At 40.5% G+C, this 16,009-nt stretch carries 16 protein-coding genes; 8 read left to right on the plus strand and 8 right to left on the minus strand.

The window, feature by feature from the left end; genetic code table 11:
- Positions 1-21: 21 nt before the first annotated feature.
- From arsB to AACW45_RS15525, 5 genes are all read right to left on the minus strand, one after another.
- Complete coding sequence (gene arsB / locus AACW45_RS15505; protein ID WP_190633441.1) at positions 22-1,173, minus strand: ACR3 family arsenite efflux transporter; 1,152 nt, start codon at positions 1,171-1,173, stop codon at positions 22-24.
- A 29-nt stretch (positions 1,174-1,202) separates the two neighbouring features.
- On the minus strand, positions 1,203-2,264 hold the full coding sequence (locus AACW45_RS15510) for a PstS family phosphate ABC transporter substrate-binding protein (protein ID WP_190633442.1): 1,062 nt from the start codon (positions 2,262-2,264) through the stop codon (positions 1,203-1,205).
- Between the two features lie 114 nt (positions 2,265-2,378).
- On the minus strand, positions 2,379-2,708 hold the full coding sequence (locus tag AACW45_RS15515; RefSeq protein WP_190633443.1) for an ArsR/SmtB family transcription factor: 330 nt from the start codon (positions 2,706-2,708) through the stop codon (positions 2,379-2,381).
- A 238-nt stretch (positions 2,709-2,946) separates the two neighbouring features.
- On the minus strand, positions 2,947-4,176 hold the full coding sequence (locus AACW45_RS15520) for an HD domain-containing phosphohydrolase (protein WP_190633444.1): 1,230 nt from the start codon (positions 4,174-4,176) through the stop codon (positions 2,947-2,949).
- Between the two features lie 986 nt (positions 4,177-5,162).
- The gene (locus AACW45_RS15525; RefSeq protein WP_190633445.1) at positions 5,163-6,059 is read right to left on the minus strand and encodes a tRNA (5-methylaminomethyl-2-thiouridine)(34)-methyltransferase MnmD; all 897 of its coding nucleotides are present in this window, start codon (positions 6,057-6,059) and stop codon (positions 5,163-5,165) included.
- A 159-nt stretch (positions 6,060-6,218) separates the two neighbouring features.
- On the opposite strand from AACW45_RS15525, the gene AACW45_RS15530 reads away from it, so the two are divergent.
- Positions 6,219-7,034, plus strand: a complete 816-nt coding sequence (locus AACW45_RS15530) for a sulfurtransferase (RefSeq protein ID WP_190633446.1) — start codon at positions 6,219-6,221, stop codon at positions 7,032-7,034.
- 161 nt (positions 7,035-7,195) lie between these two features.
- A complete protein-coding gene (locus tag AACW45_RS15535) occupies positions 7,196-7,957 on the plus strand; it encodes a metallophosphoesterase family protein (protein WP_190633447.1) in 762 nt (253 codons plus the stop codon).
- A gap of 90 nt (positions 7,958-8,047) precedes the next feature.
- On the opposite strand, the gene AACW45_RS15540 is transcribed toward AACW45_RS15535, so the two are convergent.
- Complete coding sequence (locus AACW45_RS15540) at positions 8,048-8,899, minus strand: M48 family metallopeptidase (RefSeq protein WP_190633448.1); 852 nt, start codon at positions 8,897-8,899, stop codon at positions 8,048-8,050.
- Between the two features lie 362 nt (positions 8,900-9,261).
- Here AACW45_RS15540 and AACW45_RS15545 point away from each other — a divergent pair, with 362 nt between their 5' ends.
- The gene (locus AACW45_RS15545; protein WP_190633449.1) at positions 9,262-9,795 is read left to right on the plus strand and encodes a DUF4330 domain-containing protein; all 534 of its coding nucleotides are present in this window, start codon (positions 9,262-9,264) and stop codon (positions 9,793-9,795) included.
- A gap of 554 nt (positions 9,796-10,349) precedes the next feature.
- Complete coding sequence (locus AACW45_RS15550; RefSeq protein ID WP_190633472.1) at positions 10,350-10,877, plus strand: YdcF family protein; 528 nt, start codon at positions 10,350-10,352, stop codon at positions 10,875-10,877.
- A gap of 184 nt (positions 10,878-11,061) precedes the next feature.
- On the opposite strand, the gene AACW45_RS15555 is transcribed toward AACW45_RS15550, so the two are convergent.
- On the minus strand, positions 11,062-12,369 hold the full coding sequence (locus tag AACW45_RS15555) for a glutamate-5-semialdehyde dehydrogenase (protein WP_190633450.1): 1,308 nt from the start codon (positions 12,367-12,369) through the stop codon (positions 11,062-11,064).
- Between the two features lie 277 nt (positions 12,370-12,646).
- The gene (locus AACW45_RS15560) at positions 12,647-12,913 is read right to left on the minus strand and encodes a hypothetical protein (protein WP_096646037.1); all 267 of its coding nucleotides are present in this window, start codon (positions 12,911-12,913) and stop codon (positions 12,647-12,649) included.
- 409 nt (positions 12,914-13,322) lie between these two features.
- Here AACW45_RS15560 and gvpA (AACW45_RS15565) point away from each other — a divergent pair, with 409 nt between their 5' ends.
- From gvpA (AACW45_RS15565) to gvpN, 4 genes are all read left to right on the plus strand, one after another.
- Positions 13,323-13,538, plus strand: a complete 216-nt coding sequence (gene gvpA, locus AACW45_RS15565) for a gas vesicle structural protein GvpA (RefSeq protein WP_045871251.1) — start codon at positions 13,323-13,325, stop codon at positions 13,536-13,538.
- A gap of 105 nt (positions 13,539-13,643) precedes the next feature.
- Positions 13,644-13,859 (plus strand): gas vesicle structural protein GvpA, encoded by a 216-nt coding sequence (gvpA, locus tag AACW45_RS15570; protein ID WP_045871251.1) that lies wholly within the window; start codon positions 13,644-13,646, stop codon positions 13,857-13,859.
- 208 nt (positions 13,860-14,067) lie between these two features.
- Positions 14,068-14,562: a gas vesicle protein GvpC gene (gene gvpC, locus AACW45_RS15575; protein ID WP_190633451.1), complete on the plus strand. Its 495-nt coding sequence runs from the start codon at positions 14,068-14,070 to the stop codon at positions 14,560-14,562.
- Between the two features lie 361 nt (positions 14,563-14,923).
- Positions 14,924-15,976 carry a gas vesicle protein GvpN gene (gene gvpN, locus AACW45_RS15580; RefSeq protein ID WP_242045565.1) on the plus strand — a complete coding sequence of 351 codons (1,053 nt, stop codon included), beginning with the start codon at positions 14,924-14,926 and terminating at the stop codon, positions 15,974-15,976.
- Positions 15,977-16,009 lie beyond the last annotated feature (33 nt).

The raw sequence follows: 16,009 nt of genomic DNA on the forward strand, positions 1-16,009 counted from the left end.
TTCGAGCCTTTCATTAGGTTGTTATTTAAAAGCTCCAAAACAACGCGGATCTGGTAATGTTGCTTTTTGCGGCTCTCGTGGAAACCAAGGTGCTGTCCGCTTACAAAATTCAACTAACATTAACATCACTGGAACTTCGATTAAAACCCCGACTACTGTAGCCAGTGCTGCACCTGAATTTAAACCAAATAACATGACAGCCGTGGCAATAGCAACTTCAAAATGATTACTAGCTCCAATTAATGCTGCTGGTGCTGCATCTTCGTAGGATAAATTCAGCTTTAATGCCGCTACATAACTAATTAAAAATATAAAATTAGTTTGGATAAACAGTGGTACAGCAATTAATACAATATGCAAGGGATTGTTAACTATTAGTTCACCCTTGAATGCAAATAGCAGTACCAAAGTTAGCAATAAAGCCGTAATTGCCACCGGAGTCAGATACTTGAGAAATCTGCTTTCAAACCACTCTTTACCTTTGTATTTAAAAATCCAGTAACGGCTGTACATCCCTGCTGCTAAAGGTAAGCCCACATAAATTAATACGGACAAAACAATGGTTTCCCAGGGCACAGTTAAATCATTCGCGGCTAATAACCATCTCCCCAAGGGTGCATATAAAAACAGCATTGCCAGAGAATTTACTGCCACCATAATTAAAGTGTGTCCCTGGTTGCCGTAGGATAGATATCCCCACATCAACACCATCGCTGTACAAGGCGCAATTCCTAATAAAATGGTACCAGCAATGTAGGAATTAGCCAGTGTCACTTCGCTCCCACGAATCACCTCTGTTGCGCTTATCAAAGGACGAAATAACCAGCCTAAAAAGAATTGCGCAAATATCACCATTGTGAATGGTTTAATTAACCAATTCACTACTAATGTCAGAATCACTGGCTTAGGGGCGCGGATAGCATTTGCTGCTTGTGTAAAGTCAATTTTCACCATGATGGGATACATCATGAAAAACAAACATACAGCAATAGGAATAGAGACTTGATACATACTCATAGCATCAAGAGCTACCGCTATCCCTGGAAATAATCTACCTAAGAATATTCCCACAAAGATACATAAAAATACCCAAACAGTAAGGTATTTTTCAAAAAAGCTCAGATTGCTTCCTGCTTTGATTCGGGCTGTACTAATTTGTGAATTATCATTCATTGAAATTAACCTACAATTAACAAGAATTGCTAAAATTTCGCTTCCTTGCGTAACAACTCACCAATTGTTAAGTTCATTTCTGCTTTTCCATCAAAAACTGTTCCAACTTTGCCCTTATACAAGTGAACAAAATTAATTTGGTAGCCATCATCTGGTAAAGGTATATACCCCACAGAACTGACTGCTTGTGGTGCGTTCTTAATATAGAAATCTGTGAATGTGTATAGCGCTCCTCTGTTTGGTAAAGACTGAGGATTGATATAGATAAACAAAGGCCGAGAAAGTGGTTGATACTGAGCTTTCTCTACAGCTTGTCTGGATGGCAATACTGCACCCTTTCCGTTATCAATGGAGAGTGCTTTTAACTTATCTTGATGTTTTTCGTAATATGCGTAGCCGAAATAACCCAATGCATTAGGGTCTTTGCGTATCCCATTTACCAGTACTTCATCATCTTCACTAGCTGTATAATCGTTGCGAGATGATCTAGCTTTACCTACAATTGCTTCTGTAAAGTAGTCAAAAGTACCAGATTTTTTACCAGCACCATACAAATTTATAGGGCGATCTGGCCAAGATGAGCGTATTTGGTTCCATTTGGTGATTTTACCTTCAGCCGCAGGTTCCCAAATCTTCTTTAATTCTGCAACGGTGATATCTTTTGCCCAGTTATTTTGCGGATGAACAGCAACGGTAAGGGCATCAAAAGCTATAGGAAGCTCTATGTATCCTACTGCATTTTTCTTGCAAGCTTCCATCTCTGAAAGTAAAATCGGTCGGGAGGCGTTGTTGATATCTGTTTCACCAGCGCAGAATTTTTCAAATCCGCCTGTAGTCCCAGAAAATTTTACTTCTACTTGCAGCTTGTCATTGGAGTCTTTGGGAAACTTTTTAGCGATCGCTTGGGTAATTGGATATACCGTACTAGAACCATCAATTCTTATCTTCGTGCCAGCTGTGGTAATATTACTAGCTTCAATAGCATTTGAGGGCTGTTGACTTTCGGTACTAGAAGTTGAGCTACCTGCACAACTACTAACTAAAGTCACCATTCCCAGTGCGAGAGCCAATTGCTTGATTTTGGCTTCCATCTTTCCACCCTGTGTTGTGGCTAAATTTTTATCAGTCTCATTTCAATAAAACTTGATATGTACGTGTCTTGTCAACTACCAGGATATAAAAATTCATCAAAAAAACTTGATGTACTATTGGTAATTTTCACAGGGTCGAGCAGGTGAGATTTTAGCTAGGCGGCGATAATCAGATAAATATTCTTCTAGAACGAGAAATTGAGCCACATTCAGGCTGTAGTAAATCCAACGTCCTTCTTGACGCGATCGCACTAAGCCAGCTTCTTTGAGAGTTTTCAGGTGAAAAGACAGCTTAGACTGGGGGACGCCTAAAGTTGCACACAAGTCACATACACACAGTTCTTGCTCGCGCAGCAGTTCCAAAACCTGAATCCGCAAAGGTTCAGACAGTGCGTGAAACCCAGCTGCGATCGCCTCAGAAGTTAAACTAGTTAGAGAATCCATCAACTTTAATTGAAATATCTTTTGATATCGATCATAACTAGCCTAACTTCAACTTGCTGCAACTATTTAGGGACTTCCAAATAAAAAAATATACAACTATTTATTGTGGGGTGGGCGTCTCGCCCGCTCATAGTTAAAGGCGGGCAAGACTTCGGCGTGAGCGCTCAGTCGAACGCTGCCCACCCCACAAGATTGGATAATTTATTTCTTGGAAGTCCCTTATTGCTTATCCAGAATCCTAAGCCGCTCTTTTGGTGATGAAATCGACAAACTGCTGCACTAGTTCCGGATTGCGCCAACCAGATTGAGTTTCTTCTAGCATGATCTTAAGTGCTTCCTCTAGTGTAAAACTCTTTTTGTAAGGTCGTTCGCTGGTGAGAGCATCATAAATATCAATGATCTGAAACACTTGTGCCAGATAGGGAATATCATTACCTTGCAAACCATCAGGGTAACCAGTTCCATCCCAGCGCTCGTGGTGATGGCGAATAATGGGAATTACACCGCGCATACTGCGTAATGGTTGACAGATTTTCTCTCCAATGGAAACATGCTGTCTCATAATCTCCCACTCTTCGGGGGTGAGTTTACCTTTTTTCAACAGCACTGCGTCAGGGATACCTACTTTACCAATATCATGCAGATAACCGCCCCACATCAAATCCCGAATTTGGTTGCGTGAAAGACAAAGGTATTCACCAAAGGCTTGTCCGAGATTTACTAAGCGTTCGCAGTGATCGCCAGTATTCGGATCTCGGCTTTCAATCGCCATCGCCACGGAAAACAGTACTTTTTCCGCATGATCTAAATCTTCATTCAACCGCTTCTGACGAACTAAGGATTTAACACGCGCTACTAGTTCTACCCGATCGAAGGGTTTGGTGAGAAAATCATCTGCGCCAACTTCAATACCCCGGATACGCGATCGCCTATCGTTTAATGCTGTAATAAAAATGACGGGAATCAGCCTTGTATGCTCGTTTTGTTTGAGGATTTGGCAGACTTCAAACCCATCCATCCCCGGCATCATCACATCCAGTAAAATCAAATCTGGTTGTTGCTGTGCAACCATATCTACCGCCATAGAACCACTGTCAGCTTCAATCACCTCATATCCTTCCATACCTAACAGTGCAACAGCAGTCATCCGACTTGCAGCATGATCATCAACTACTAAAATTTTTGGTAAATCTGTATCCCAGTGATTAACTTGAGAACTTTGGACTGGTGATGCTTTTAAATCTAATGATTTTTCATTAGCATGGAAATTTGTTTGTTTCATTAAAGAAGCCAACCCTGGGGTGTTTTCTAGCATCAAATCCCCTGGAGATAAGCTGATTGAATCCCCCTCTACACTTTTTAATTCTAAGGAATGATTGGCGCTTATATTCGTTAATTTGTTTAGGGGGTTAGACCCATTAACGATAATTTCGGTAGAGTTTGTATGCTTGGGTTCCCATTCAATCACAGAATTGCTCCAGTTTTTTTCCAAAAACGTCAACAGGTGTTAGGTTTTAAAAATAATTTTTTAAGTCTAGTACTAGTATTTGCATAATTACAGTCAGCCATTATTATACAAATTTTTTTTATTTTGCATATACATCTCTTCCTAACTTAGATGCATTATCTTTTTTAATATTTATTGAAAAAAATTCAATAAACTCCAATAGTCTCTCAGATTCTTGATTGTTGGGAAAGAAATTCACTTAAATATGCAATCAGCCCTTCTACGTAGATTTGCCTTAATGTCAGAACAGGAGATTGCGTAAAATCTCCAATTACTAATTTAGATAAGTAGACATCTCCGAATCTTTGTCAGAACCAAAGATAACTACTTAGCTTCTGGCGTTTCTTCTAGTTCAAGTGGCAGTCAACCATTTAGATTCTATATCTCACCAGCAATCTACCGTTTTGACATCGGTGATTACCGAGATTTTGAAATTATATACCTACCCACAAAGATTTTTTTTCAAAGAAATGTTGCAACACTTCGTAGCTTTGAATTTTTGGTATGTGATATCCTGATTTCTAAGTACGTGTAAGAATTGCAATTATTGATTTTTTCGGTAACTATTAAGTAATTTCGCTAATTAGCTCTAATCCATTATCTACTAAATTATGGCTATATTGGCGTGATTTAAAACACACATAGTCATGATCTTGATTACTACAAAGTGTAACTCTACCTCACCAATTAATATCAACTTGACATTTGCAATTGGGGATGTAGAGCGAAAAAAGGCGATCTCTAAACGCTTATACAAATCTCAACCCCTACTAAACATCGTAATTTAGCACAATTACTCATTGAATTTGTACCGATCAAGAATGTATTTTTGATATTTCCAAAAGCTTGGCTTCTTGTTACCTATAAAATATCAGCTATGTAGCAAAAAACTCTCGATCTAAAAATTTGTTTTTCTTTGAATAGAGAATTAAAAAGCGTTTGATATGTCAATAGCTAGTCGCACTGTCTAACAGCCATCTTTTACGCCAGCTAGAGGTAGACTCTAGTAAAGAAGCTTGTTGTTCTTGTTGTCGTCGCTGCAAAATGACATCAGCTACATCTTGCAATTGAGGATCTCGGTAGGGAATAGCCGCACGGGTGAGCAAATGCTCGGTTTCTGCCTGAGAAAGTGGTGGAAGCGCTAAAATACCAGAATATCCTTGATGTACTGCAACTGTACCAGGCGATCGCCTACCTACAGGTGGAGTAGAAGCGATAATTAAACCAGCAGCCAATAAAGCCGCGCGCACAGCAGCAGCGCAGGAATAAGTAGCTAGAATACCATCAGGGTGCAAACACCGAGCAACTAGCTCCAGGAACTCCACAGTCCATAACTGAGGACACTGAGGCGGTGAAAACGGATCGAGAAAAATTGCATCAGCTAAAAAACCAGACTTTTGGAGTAAAGCAATCGAATTTCTCGCATCGCCAATGATTAACTTAGCTTTGAGGTGCGGTTGTTGCACTTCATACTCAAAAGCTAGCTGGTGCAAAATATCAGTATATTTATAGTCCCAGTTATCAAATAAACCATGAGCGATCGCTGCTTGGGGAACATTCGGATTAAGTTCCAAAGCCATGACTTCAATATGACAACCAGGATTTATTTCCCAAATCGTCTGCAAAGCTGCTGCCGTGTTGTATCCTAGACCATAACAAATGTCCAACAGCCGCAATCCTGATTTTTGCGCACGTTCAGCAAGTTGCGTCGGCACTGCAAACTTCTGAAAACTCTCCTGCTTGGCTCCATAACGACTATGAAAGTCTTCGCCAAACTCTTGAGAAGTGAAAGTAAAAGAACCATCTGCCGTAGTTTGGGGGATAAATTGCTCAAAATCTGGCATTTTCAGAATTTTCAGGAAAACGAAGGGTAGGGAGAAAAGGAGGACAAGGGAGACAAAGGAGACAATTGTACAGACGCGATTCATCGCGTCTCTGACAACTGACAATTGTACAGACGCGATTCATCGCGTCTCTGACCAATGACCAATGACAACTGACCAATGACAAATTTAATTATTTCACCAGCCTGGTTATTTGAACATTTAAACGATCCGCAAGTTGCGATCGTTGATTGTCGCTTTTCTCTAGCCGATCCACAACTAGGACGCCAACAATATGAAGCCAACCATATACCAGGCGCTTATTATCTCGACTTAAATCAGGATCTTTCTAGTCCTGTCACAGAACATGGCGGGAGACATCCTTTACCCAATCCTGAGGAGTTAGCGCAGAAATTAGCCGATATTGGGGTAAATTTTCAAAAAACCTTAGTAGTAGCTTATGATGATTCCCGTTTTGCCTTTGCCTCGCGGTTATGGTGGCTACTGCAATATTTAGGACATGACAAGGTAGCTGTCCTCGATGGTGGATTTACGGGATGGCAAAAAGCTAATTATCCCTTGACAAATATAATTCCTTCACCGCAAACTGCTACCTTTGTACCGCAAATTCAAACAGATATGGTAGTAGATATTCATGGCGTCAAAAGTAAAAAGGATTTACCAGAGGTAGCTTTGGTAGATTCTCGAGAGAGCGATCGCTACCGAGGTGAACGGGAACCAATCGATAAAATCGCCGGTCATATTCCCGGTGCAGTTAACTATCCTTGGCAAGAAGTTACAGATTCTACCGGATATTTACTGTCACCAATAGAACAATGTCGTAGGTGGGAAAACTTAGCTACAATTGAAGAAATTATCGTTTATTGTGGTTCTGGTGTAACCGCTTGCGTAAATTTACTTTCATTAAAATTAGCAGGTATTTCTACAGGTAAACTCTATGCCGGTAGCTGGAGTGATTGGATTAGTTATATGTAGTTTTACTAGTTCCAATCTGCAACAATATCTATTTCAACTACCTGTATAAATAGAATAGAATAAAAACAAACTTTCTCAAAAGATTATTATCTATTTTGAGAAAACTGCACAGGTAAAACTGTAGCAAAATTAGTGGGCACTATCATTTTAGCTAAGAGCAAATGAGCGAAACTAGCCAGCGTCGAATTGTAATTGGCGATGTACATGGTCAATATGAAGGATTAATGACCTTATTAGGAGCTATTGCACCAGGATCTAACGATCGGCTCTATTTTCTGGGCGACTTAATCGATCGCGGCCCCCAAAGTGCCCAAGTAGTTGATTTTGTCAAAAAAAATAACTATCCTTGTCTGTTGGGAAATCACGAACAGATGTTATTAAATGTATTAACCGGCGGTAGCGCTTCTACTTCAGCGATGCAAGCATGGTTATACAGTGGTGGACAAGCGACTATAGCCAGTTACCAAGAAGCAACAATTCCCCAAGAACATATCCAATGGTTAACAAGTCTACCTACATATATTGATTTAGGAGATATTTGGTTAACCCATGCAGGGATAGATCCACTCATTCCTTTGCATGAACAAACAGCTGAACAATTCTGCTGGATTAGAGAAGAATTTCACAGTATGGAAAAACCATACTTTCCTAATAAATTAATTATTATTGGTCATACTATTACCTTTACCTTTCCTGGCGTGAATCCAGGTCAACTAGCACAAGGAAAAGGCTGGTTAGGTATAGATACTGGTGCATATCATCCCCGCAGTGGCTGGTTGACAGCATTGGATGTCACTAATCAACTGGTACATCAAGTAAACGTGTTTAAAAAGTGCGTGCGTACCTTACCTTTAAAAGACGCGATCGCCACTATCGATCCAGATGAAATTAAAGGTACTCGCCGCAATAAGCAAAGAGCGTGAAAAAATGCTAAAGATGCTAAGGGCATGGCATCGCCATGCCCTATAGAATATATTGATGTGCCGCAAACACTATTTAAATGGGGATGAGAATTAAAGTAAGGGGCGGATATTGGCTTTATAAGCAGCATTATCTAATCCATAACGCCCATTGCTTGGTTGTTGACTAATAGCGCGTTTGAGAGAATTAATGCGATCGCTCGTTGCTGGGTGAGTACTTAAAAATGTCGGCGTAGAACCTCTTCCTAGCAGTTTTTGCATAAAAGAAACCATTCCCGATTGCGCATAACCACTACGTGTCAAAGTTCTTAAACCTCTTTGATCCGCATCAAATTCATCTTGACGACTGCGGGGACGGTTAAGTGCTAATTCTACACCAATACCCACTGCAGTATTGCGATCTAAACCCGCAGCTGTAGCTACACCACTAGCGATCGCTCTTTGTCGCATTTGTTTGACTAAATGTTTCCCTCCAATGTGGCCGATTTCATGGGCGATCACACTTGCTAGTTCCGCTTCATTGTCAGCAGCTTTGAGCAAACCAGTGTGTACATATACATAGCCACCCGCCGTTGCAAAAGCATTAATCGCCGGATCGTCAACTACTTGGAATGTATAAGGGAGATTAGGGCGATCGCTATTTGCCGCCAACCGTCGCCCAATTTGTTCCACATAACGATTAACTTCTGCATTGCGGTACAGCCGCATTTCACTGCTAACTTGCTGATTAATATCCTTACCCAAATCCACCTCTTGGCGATCGGATATATTAGATAGCTGAAGTATCTGCACTCCCTGGAATAACAGGGGTAACAAATCAAACGCCCTTCCCGGAAGAGGTGCAGTTACACAGACACTCAGGGTTACTACCAAAGAAACTAACGGGTAAAACCAGCGACGCCGCCAAAAACGGTAATTAGTTAAAAACGCATTCCCAGCATTCATAAATCCAGTCTTTATGGATAATTGTGGAAGAACATCAAACTTATGAGACGAATTTCAGTCTTGCTATGTTGCATTCTCTACCCAAAAAGCCAAATGCGTAACCGCTTTTGCACTTAAATAAAGTGATTGATCGGCTAAAACACATCTAATTTGCCGATTAAATTTTATCAGTCTCTTGTGGGGTAGGCATCTTGCCTGCCTTTCTTCCGTCAACCATCAACCGTCAACCGTCAACCGTCAACCGTCAACCATATTCTTAAACTAGGCTACCTTGCCCCGGAATTTTAGAAGTCGTGATAAACTGTCGCATGACTGCAACGCCCAGCTAATTTTGGGACTTAGCAAATAGGGAAAAACTCATTATGGCTATTTTAGATTCTAAAGGTCGCTTGTTCGGCAAAATCAATCTCCTAGATTTTGGTGCTTTACTGGTAATTGCCCTAGTTATCTTTGGTATATTCGTCTTCCCCGGTACTTCCGGTTCTGTCGCCCAAGTGGGTACAAAAACCGTACCCATAGAAGTAGATCTAGTAGTTCGCGGCTTGAATGTGCGCGATCCGCAGCAATTATTTGATAAGGGATTAAAAGCCAATGGTAAAACCAACGTAATTATCCGCAATCAACCCCACGGTGAAATTGCCATTAAATCTGTCAAACAACTACCCAGAACAGTCAATGTTCCCCAACCAGATGGTACTCTCAAAGAATTACCAGATCCCAAAAGCAACAACTTTAGTACAGATATGCTGCTGACTTTAGAAGGTAAAGCCCAAATTACAGCCAATGGCCCAGTTTTAGGGAACAGCAAAGTCAAAATTGGGATGCCATTTGAGTTAGAAGGCTTTAACTATAACTTTAATGCCACTGTCATCGATTTAAGATTAAAAGAAAAATAGAAATCGGGCAGAATGCAAAAATTGTGACTGGAAAACAGTTGCTATCAACTGCGTACAGCAACATCTTCTGAAAGTCTGTCTTTCCCGTTCTTAATGCCCAATTTTCAATATGGAGACATGGCAAGTTCTATTGCTGGCAGAAAATAAAACTGTATCAAAGTATCAGCAGACTAGAAACCAAGTACCGATACAAGGTAGGATAGGATATCGACAATTTACACAGAAAGTGTTAAAACGCCTTTAAATAGAATCTAAGTTCGATCAACCTCTCCTACCTCAACTCTCTAGACTGCGAGTAAAGGAAGAAGTAATCTAAAATATCAGGGTCAAGAGCTTCTACTTTGATCAACAGAGGCAAAAAAATCCCATGTATCGAACGCAAATTCATTGAGCGGTTACCAGAAAAATCCCTAAATTCTTATTTGGGTAGATTTTTGGGAAACTCTGCTGCTTGACATCATTATTTTTTCTTCTAGTTAGAGAAATTTGGATTCAGTAGACTAAGTATTAGAGCCTTGAATAAGCTATTGTTTACAGGTAAATCTTTCCGCTTGATGGCTTGTGCCCTACCGCTACTCATGTGGTTAGGATACAAGGAAGTCAAAAACCAAATCGTTCAACCCCAAGCAGTATTAGTATTAGGTGGTTCCACAAAAAATTTAGAACGAGAGAAGTTTACAGCCGATTTTGCCAAAGAGCATCCGAATTTACCAATTTGGATTAGTGGTGGCAGTCCACCTAGATCGACGCAAAAGGTATTTACCAAAGCAGGAGTAGATCCTGAGCGTTTGAACTTAGATTATGAAGCTGTAGATACAGTTACTAATTTTACAACGTTGGTAGATGATTTGCAAGCTCGTGGCATCAAGAGTGTTTATTTAATCACCTCTGAATTTCACATGCGGCGTGCTTGTGTCATTGCGGAAATTGTTTTAGGTAGTCGGGGAATTGAATTTAAAGCTGTACCCGTTCCCTCAAAAAATACATCGGAACCTCTTGAAAAAACTTTCCGCGATGGCGCGAGAGCAATCCTTTGGCTAGCAACTGGTTATACAGGTGCAGAGGAGACGAAGATTAAGTAGGGGCTAGGGGCTAGGGGCTAGGGGCTAGAAGGGGACAAGGGGGACAAGGAGGACAAGGGAGACAAGGGGGAAAAATCACCATTGACTGTTGACTGTTGACTGTTGACTATTGACTGTTGACTATTGACTATTTACCAATGCCCAATGCCCAATGCCCAATGCCCAATGCCCCATGCCCCATCCCCTAATCTAAATCCCGATGGGTAAATGATTTAGCATTCGCGCCAGTGTAGGTAGTGACAATATGACCATTCCCTGTCATTTGATATTTATAGGTGACTAAGCCTTCTAAGCCAACGGGGCCTCTAGGAGGCATTTGTTGAGTACTAATACCTACTTCTGCGCCAAAGCCGTAGCGGAAGCCATCAGCAAAGCGGGTAGAACAGTTGTGATAAACTCCGGCTGCATTTACCAATCCTAAGAAGGTTTCCGCCGCCGCTAAATCTTCGGTGACAATTGCTTCTGTATGGCGCGAACCATATTCGTTAATATGAGCGATCGCATCTTCTAAAGAATCAACAATTTTAATTGCTAAAATCAAATCGCTGTATTCTGTCTCCCAATCTTGCTCTGTAGCATTGGTAATCTGATGCAAAATCTTGATACTGCGTTCATCTCCCCTGAGTTCTACATGATGTGCTTGCAAAGCAGTTGCAATTTTCGGGAGGAATTCACCAGCAATATCAGCATGAACTAGTAAGGTTTCAATCGCATTACAAGCTGCTGGGTATTGAGTTTTCGCATCCACAGTAATGTTAACGGCTTTTTCCAGTTCCCCAGCTCTATCTATATATATATGACAAATACCATCAGCATGGCCAAGTACAGGAATCCGGGTATTGTCTTGAACGAAGCGGACAAAAGCGTTAGAACCTCTGGGAATAATTAAATCTACATATTTATCTAAATTCAATAGTTCTAGGGTTTCTTCTCTAGTTGTCAGCAACTGGACTGCATCTGGATTTACAGCCGTGTCTGCTAAACCTTGCTTAATTGCTTTGACAATCACCTCGCAAGAACGTATTGCTTCTTTACCACCTTTGAGAATGACGCCGTTACCTGATTTAATCGCCAAAGAGACAATTTGAATTGCGGCTTCGGGACGCGCTTCAAAAATAATTCCCAAAACTCCCAAAGGACAGCTAATCCGCTTGAGGATTAAGCCTGTGTCGATTTCGCGGTGAATTTGCACTTTCCCTACTGGATCAGCTAGCTTCCCAACATCTCTCACTCCCGCGATCGCATCTCTTAATTTATGGGCATCTAACTGCAAGCGTTTATATAATGGTTTGGCAATGCCATCAGCAGTCGCAGCTTCACAATCAGCAAGATTGGCTTTTAAGATGTCATCCGTTGCTGATTCTAAAGCTTGAGCGATCGCTTCAATGGCTTGGTTTTTCGCCTCTGTCGAGAGAACAGCTAACTTACTTGCAGCAGCGCGAGTTTTTTGCGCGATCGCATTCAGGGGAGCAGCAATTTCGAGACTAGTCATAGCAAACAACAAATTTCCAGTACGGCCAATATCTTTGGTGTTTTCCTATCCTACCAACCTTAGTTCTCATCTCAACTTATTCTTTAGTTGAGTTTTTCACTCCTTTCATCGCCATCTCCCCAAAAACAGTAGGAGCGCAACAACCGTTGCGCTCCCATAAAAGATGCATATTCTACATAATTGAAAATGGCTATGCTTGACTAAGTTTCATTTCCAATAATTCTTCAGCATTGTGCAACTAATCTCTAGCGATCGCACTATTAAATAGAGACTTCACTTAACCACGTTGCACTCGGTTCTCAAAGTCTGCCCGGGTTTTTTCCACTACGCTCACAGCAGAAGAATAGATATCATTATGTTCCTGTTGCAGCCAAGTTAAAAGGTTAGCCATCTGGGCATTCCTTAAATCTAGATCTGTCTGAAAAATAATTGAAGTTGCCATCAATTGAGCATATTTAGGTTCATTCCCTTGTTGTACCAAATGAGCTATTAAGCCAGCTAACGCTTCTTGCCGGACTGGATCTGGATTTGCTTCCTTAAACATATTTGCTAGACAACGATAATTGTTGCCATCATCCTATTTCATGCAGCCGACTATTTTGTATCCGTATTATCACTGAAATTGCCTTACTACATTGCTATATATCAATGACTTACATTTACTTTTGCGCTTGACTAAAAAAGTCTAATTTATACATGAAATATACAAAACAAACAATATCGCTCAAAAAACAACAAATTCTTGCATAGTAAGCGTTTTAAAGCAAAGTAAAGCATACAAATTAAACAAACATGCGTATCTACTTTTCGGATTATGTCATATTTGTTTACAGCATTTGCGATGTAATCCTCTTTACATTTGCCGAATAGGTTAATAGTATAGTTTTAGAGATTGAGAGCAGCGCAAGCGCATCAATCTTACAAACAACAACAATGAGTTAAGGTACAAGAAAATGGCAGTTGAAAAAACTAATTCTTCCTCCAGCTTGGCAGAAGTTATCGATCGCATCTTAGATAAAGGTATCGTTGTAGACGCATGGGTACGTGTTTCTTTAGTAGGTATTGAATTACTAGCTATTGAAGCTCGGATCGTTATCGCTTCCGTAGAAACCTACTTGAAATATGCAGAAGCTGTTGGTCTAACTCAATCAGCTGCAGTACCTGCTTAATTATTAAGTAGTTCGCACAACAATAGAATTAGTAACTAACTAATTCTATTGTCCAACCCTTGTCTAAATCAAACGTAAACCATAACCAATTAAAGGTGCAATCAAATGGCAGTTGAAAAAACCAATTCTTCCTCCAGCTTGGCAGAAGTTATCGATCGTATCCTAGATAAAGGTATCGTTGTAGATGCTTGGGTACGTGTTTCTTTGGTAGGTATTGAATTATTAGCTATTGAAGCTCGGATCGTTATCGCTTCTGTTGAAACATACTTGAAGTATGCAGAAGCTGTTGGTCTAACTCAGTCAGCCGCAGTACCTGCTTAATTCCTTAAGCAGTATTTAAAATCAGAATTTTTGGGTTGAGATTCTGATGTTTATTCTGCTTTTTTCTAATTATCTGGATTTGCTCCGACCAAGCTAATCCTAAGATAAAAGGAAGAGAGCAGATATTCCTTCGACTACATTCACTAAGTCTCAATATTTAGTGAATGTAGTTCATTAATCATGATTTAGTTGTATTGCGGAGAACCTCATGACTCCTTTAATGGTAAGAATCCGGCAAGAGCATCAAGGAATAGCTGGGGAAGTAGCTCAACTATTTAAAGATACTCAAGAATTCTTGTCTGTGACCACAGCTCAAAGAAAAGCGCAAGCTAAAGAGCAAGCAGAAAATCTGAACCAATTCCATCAGGATTTGCAACAAGAAACCGAAGAGTTTTTGACAGAAACTGCTAAAGAAAGAATGGCGCAAGCTAAAGCACAAGCAGAAAATCTGTACCAATTCCATAAGGAACTGGAAGAAAACACTGAAGAGTTTTTGACAGAAACTGCTAAAGAAAGAATGGCGCAAGCTAAAGAGCAAGCCCGTCAATTGTACGAGTTCCATCAAAATCTTGAGCAAACAACCCATGATTTCTTAACTGACACAGCTAAAGAAAGAATGGCGCAAGCTAAAGAGCAAAGACAAGAACTACAACAATTCCGTCAAGATTTGTTCGCTAGCGTTTTTGGCATCTCTATTGGTTAATCAAAGCTCCGAACAAACGGAGTTTATCTGTTGAAGAACGGGGCCAATAGTAAAACCCCCTAATCTTCCAGGTACAAACTGGTAAGACCAGGGGGTAGTCAAATTCAACAATGAGTTTTAGCACGAAATATAAATAACACATATTGTCACTGATGACAAGGCTTCAGTAACCAGTACTGATAACCTATTTTTACCTCTCTTCTATCAGTGAACAATATATAACTCTATCGAGTATCAATTATCCAAACAATCGACTAGAGGGTTATTTATAGTTTGTTCTTCTATCCTAGCACACAGATGCATAAATAGCATCTAATTTCTGTTATTTTTGGAAATTTTTCTGCCCATCATCAACAACATTATGAATACTACCGAAAATCATAAAAAAAGAGCCGTTCTTCGTGTCCGTCCTGGCCAGTTTGTAGTTACACCTGCGATTGAGCAAGTAGCCATTCGTGCGCTGCGTTATCTCACATCAGGATTTGCAATTCACTTACGGGGGCCAGCCGGAACAGGAAAAACGACTCTAGCCATGCATCTAGCCAACTGTCTAGATAGACCTATCATGTTGATTTTCGGGGATGACGAATTTAAGAGTTCTGATTTAATTGGTAGTGAATCTGGCTACACTCACAAAAAATTATTAGATAATTACATTCACAATGTTCTGAAAGTTGAAGACGAACTCAAGCAAAATTGGGTCGATTCTCGCCTGACTTTAGCTTGTCGGGAAGGTTTAACCTTAGTCTATGACGAATTTAACCGTTCGCGGCCTGAAGTTAATAACGTCTTACTTTCAGCTTTAGAAGAAAAAATCCTCACTCTACCTCCTAGCAGCAATCAGCCTGAATATTTGCACGTTCATCCGAAATTCCGGGCTATCTTCACTTCTAATCCTGAAGAATACTGTGGAGTTCACTCAACTCAAGATGCTTTAATGGATCGGCTGGTAACAATTAATATGCCAGAACCAGATGAGCAAACTCAAACCGAAATTTTAACCCATAAAACAGGTATCAATCGCGAATCGGCGCTGTTGGTTGTGCGTTTAGTCAAAGCATTCCGCGCCGCTACTGGTGGTGAAAAAACTTCCGGCTTGCGTTCTTGTTTAATGGTTGCTAAAGTGTGTGCGGAACACGATATTTTAGTGGCTCCCGAAAATTCCGATTTTCGCGAAATCTGTGCAGATGTGCTGTTTAACCGCACAAATTTATCTGCTAGCGAAGCTACAACTTTGTTTCTGCAATTACTCAACCACTTACACGTACAATCACAATCGGTAGAGCAGGTTGATCATAGCGATCCTTATGATGTTGCGGAAGAAGAAATCAGTGGTGAAATCGAGCCACAAAAAGAAGCACTTGCTGAACCTGTTACCCTCGACGAAACCTTATTAAGCGACAATCCCAATTAATGCTTGCTCGCTAAAGACAGTCTTTATCTCATT

This window comes from Calothrix sp. FACHB-168 (assembly GCF_963889195.1).
In the GTDB taxonomy this organism is placed as follows: domain Bacteria; phylum Cyanobacteriota; class Cyanobacteriia; order Cyanobacteriales; family Nostocaceae; genus Aulosira; species Aulosira anomala_A.

Excerpts from the sequence above, each read along its gene's own strand:
- arsB (WP_190633441.1), bottom strand. The coding sequence starts at position 1,173 with ATGAATGATAATTCACAAATTAGTACAGCCCGAATCAAAGCAGGAAGC.
- AACW45_RS15510 (WP_190633442.1), bottom strand. The coding sequence starts at position 2,264 with ATGGAAGCCAAAATCAAGCAATTGGCTCTCGCACTGGGAATGGTGACT.
- AACW45_RS15515 (WP_190633443.1), bottom strand. The coding sequence starts at position 2,708 with ATGGATTCTCTAACTAGTTTAACTTCTGAGGCGATCGCAGCTGGGTTT.
- AACW45_RS15525 (WP_190633445.1), bottom strand. The coding sequence starts at position 6,059 with ATGCCAGATTTTGAGCAATTTATCCCCCAAACTACGGCAGATGGTTCT.
- AACW45_RS15530 (WP_190633446.1), top strand. The coding sequence starts at position 6,219 with ATGACAAATTTAATTATTTCACCAGCCTGGTTATTTGAACATTTAAAC.
- AACW45_RS15535 (WP_190633447.1), top strand. The coding sequence starts at position 7,196 with ATGAGCGAAACTAGCCAGCGTCGAATTGTAATTGGCGATGTACATGGT.
- AACW45_RS15540 (WP_190633448.1), bottom strand. The coding sequence starts at position 8,899 with ATGAATGCTGGGAATGCGTTTTTAACTAATTACCGTTTTTGGCGGCGT.
- AACW45_RS15545 (WP_190633449.1), top strand. The coding sequence starts at position 9,262 with ATGGCTATTTTAGATTCTAAAGGTCGCTTGTTCGGCAAAATCAATCTC.
- AACW45_RS15550 (WP_190633472.1), top strand. The coding sequence starts at position 10,350 with ATGGCTTGTGCCCTACCGCTACTCATGTGGTTAGGATACAAGGAAGTC.
- AACW45_RS15555 (WP_190633450.1), bottom strand. The coding sequence starts at position 12,369 with ATGACTAGTCTCGAAATTGCTGCTCCCCTGAATGCGATCGCGCAAAAA.
- AACW45_RS15560 (WP_096646037.1), bottom strand. The coding sequence starts at position 12,913 with ATGTTTAAGGAAGCAAATCCAGATCCAGTCCGGCAAGAAGCGTTAGCT.
- gvpA (WP_045871251.1), top strand. The coding sequence starts at position 13,323 with ATGGCAGTTGAAAAAACTAATTCTTCCTCCAGCTTGGCAGAAGTTATC.
- gvpA (WP_045871251.1), top strand. The coding sequence starts at position 13,644 with ATGGCAGTTGAAAAAACCAATTCTTCCTCCAGCTTGGCAGAAGTTATC.
- gvpC (WP_190633451.1), top strand. The coding sequence starts at position 14,068 with ATGACTCCTTTAATGGTAAGAATCCGGCAAGAGCATCAAGGAATAGCT.
- gvpN (WP_242045565.1), top strand. The coding sequence starts at position 14,924 with ATGAATACTACCGAAAATCATAAAAAAAGAGCCGTTCTTCGTGTCCGT.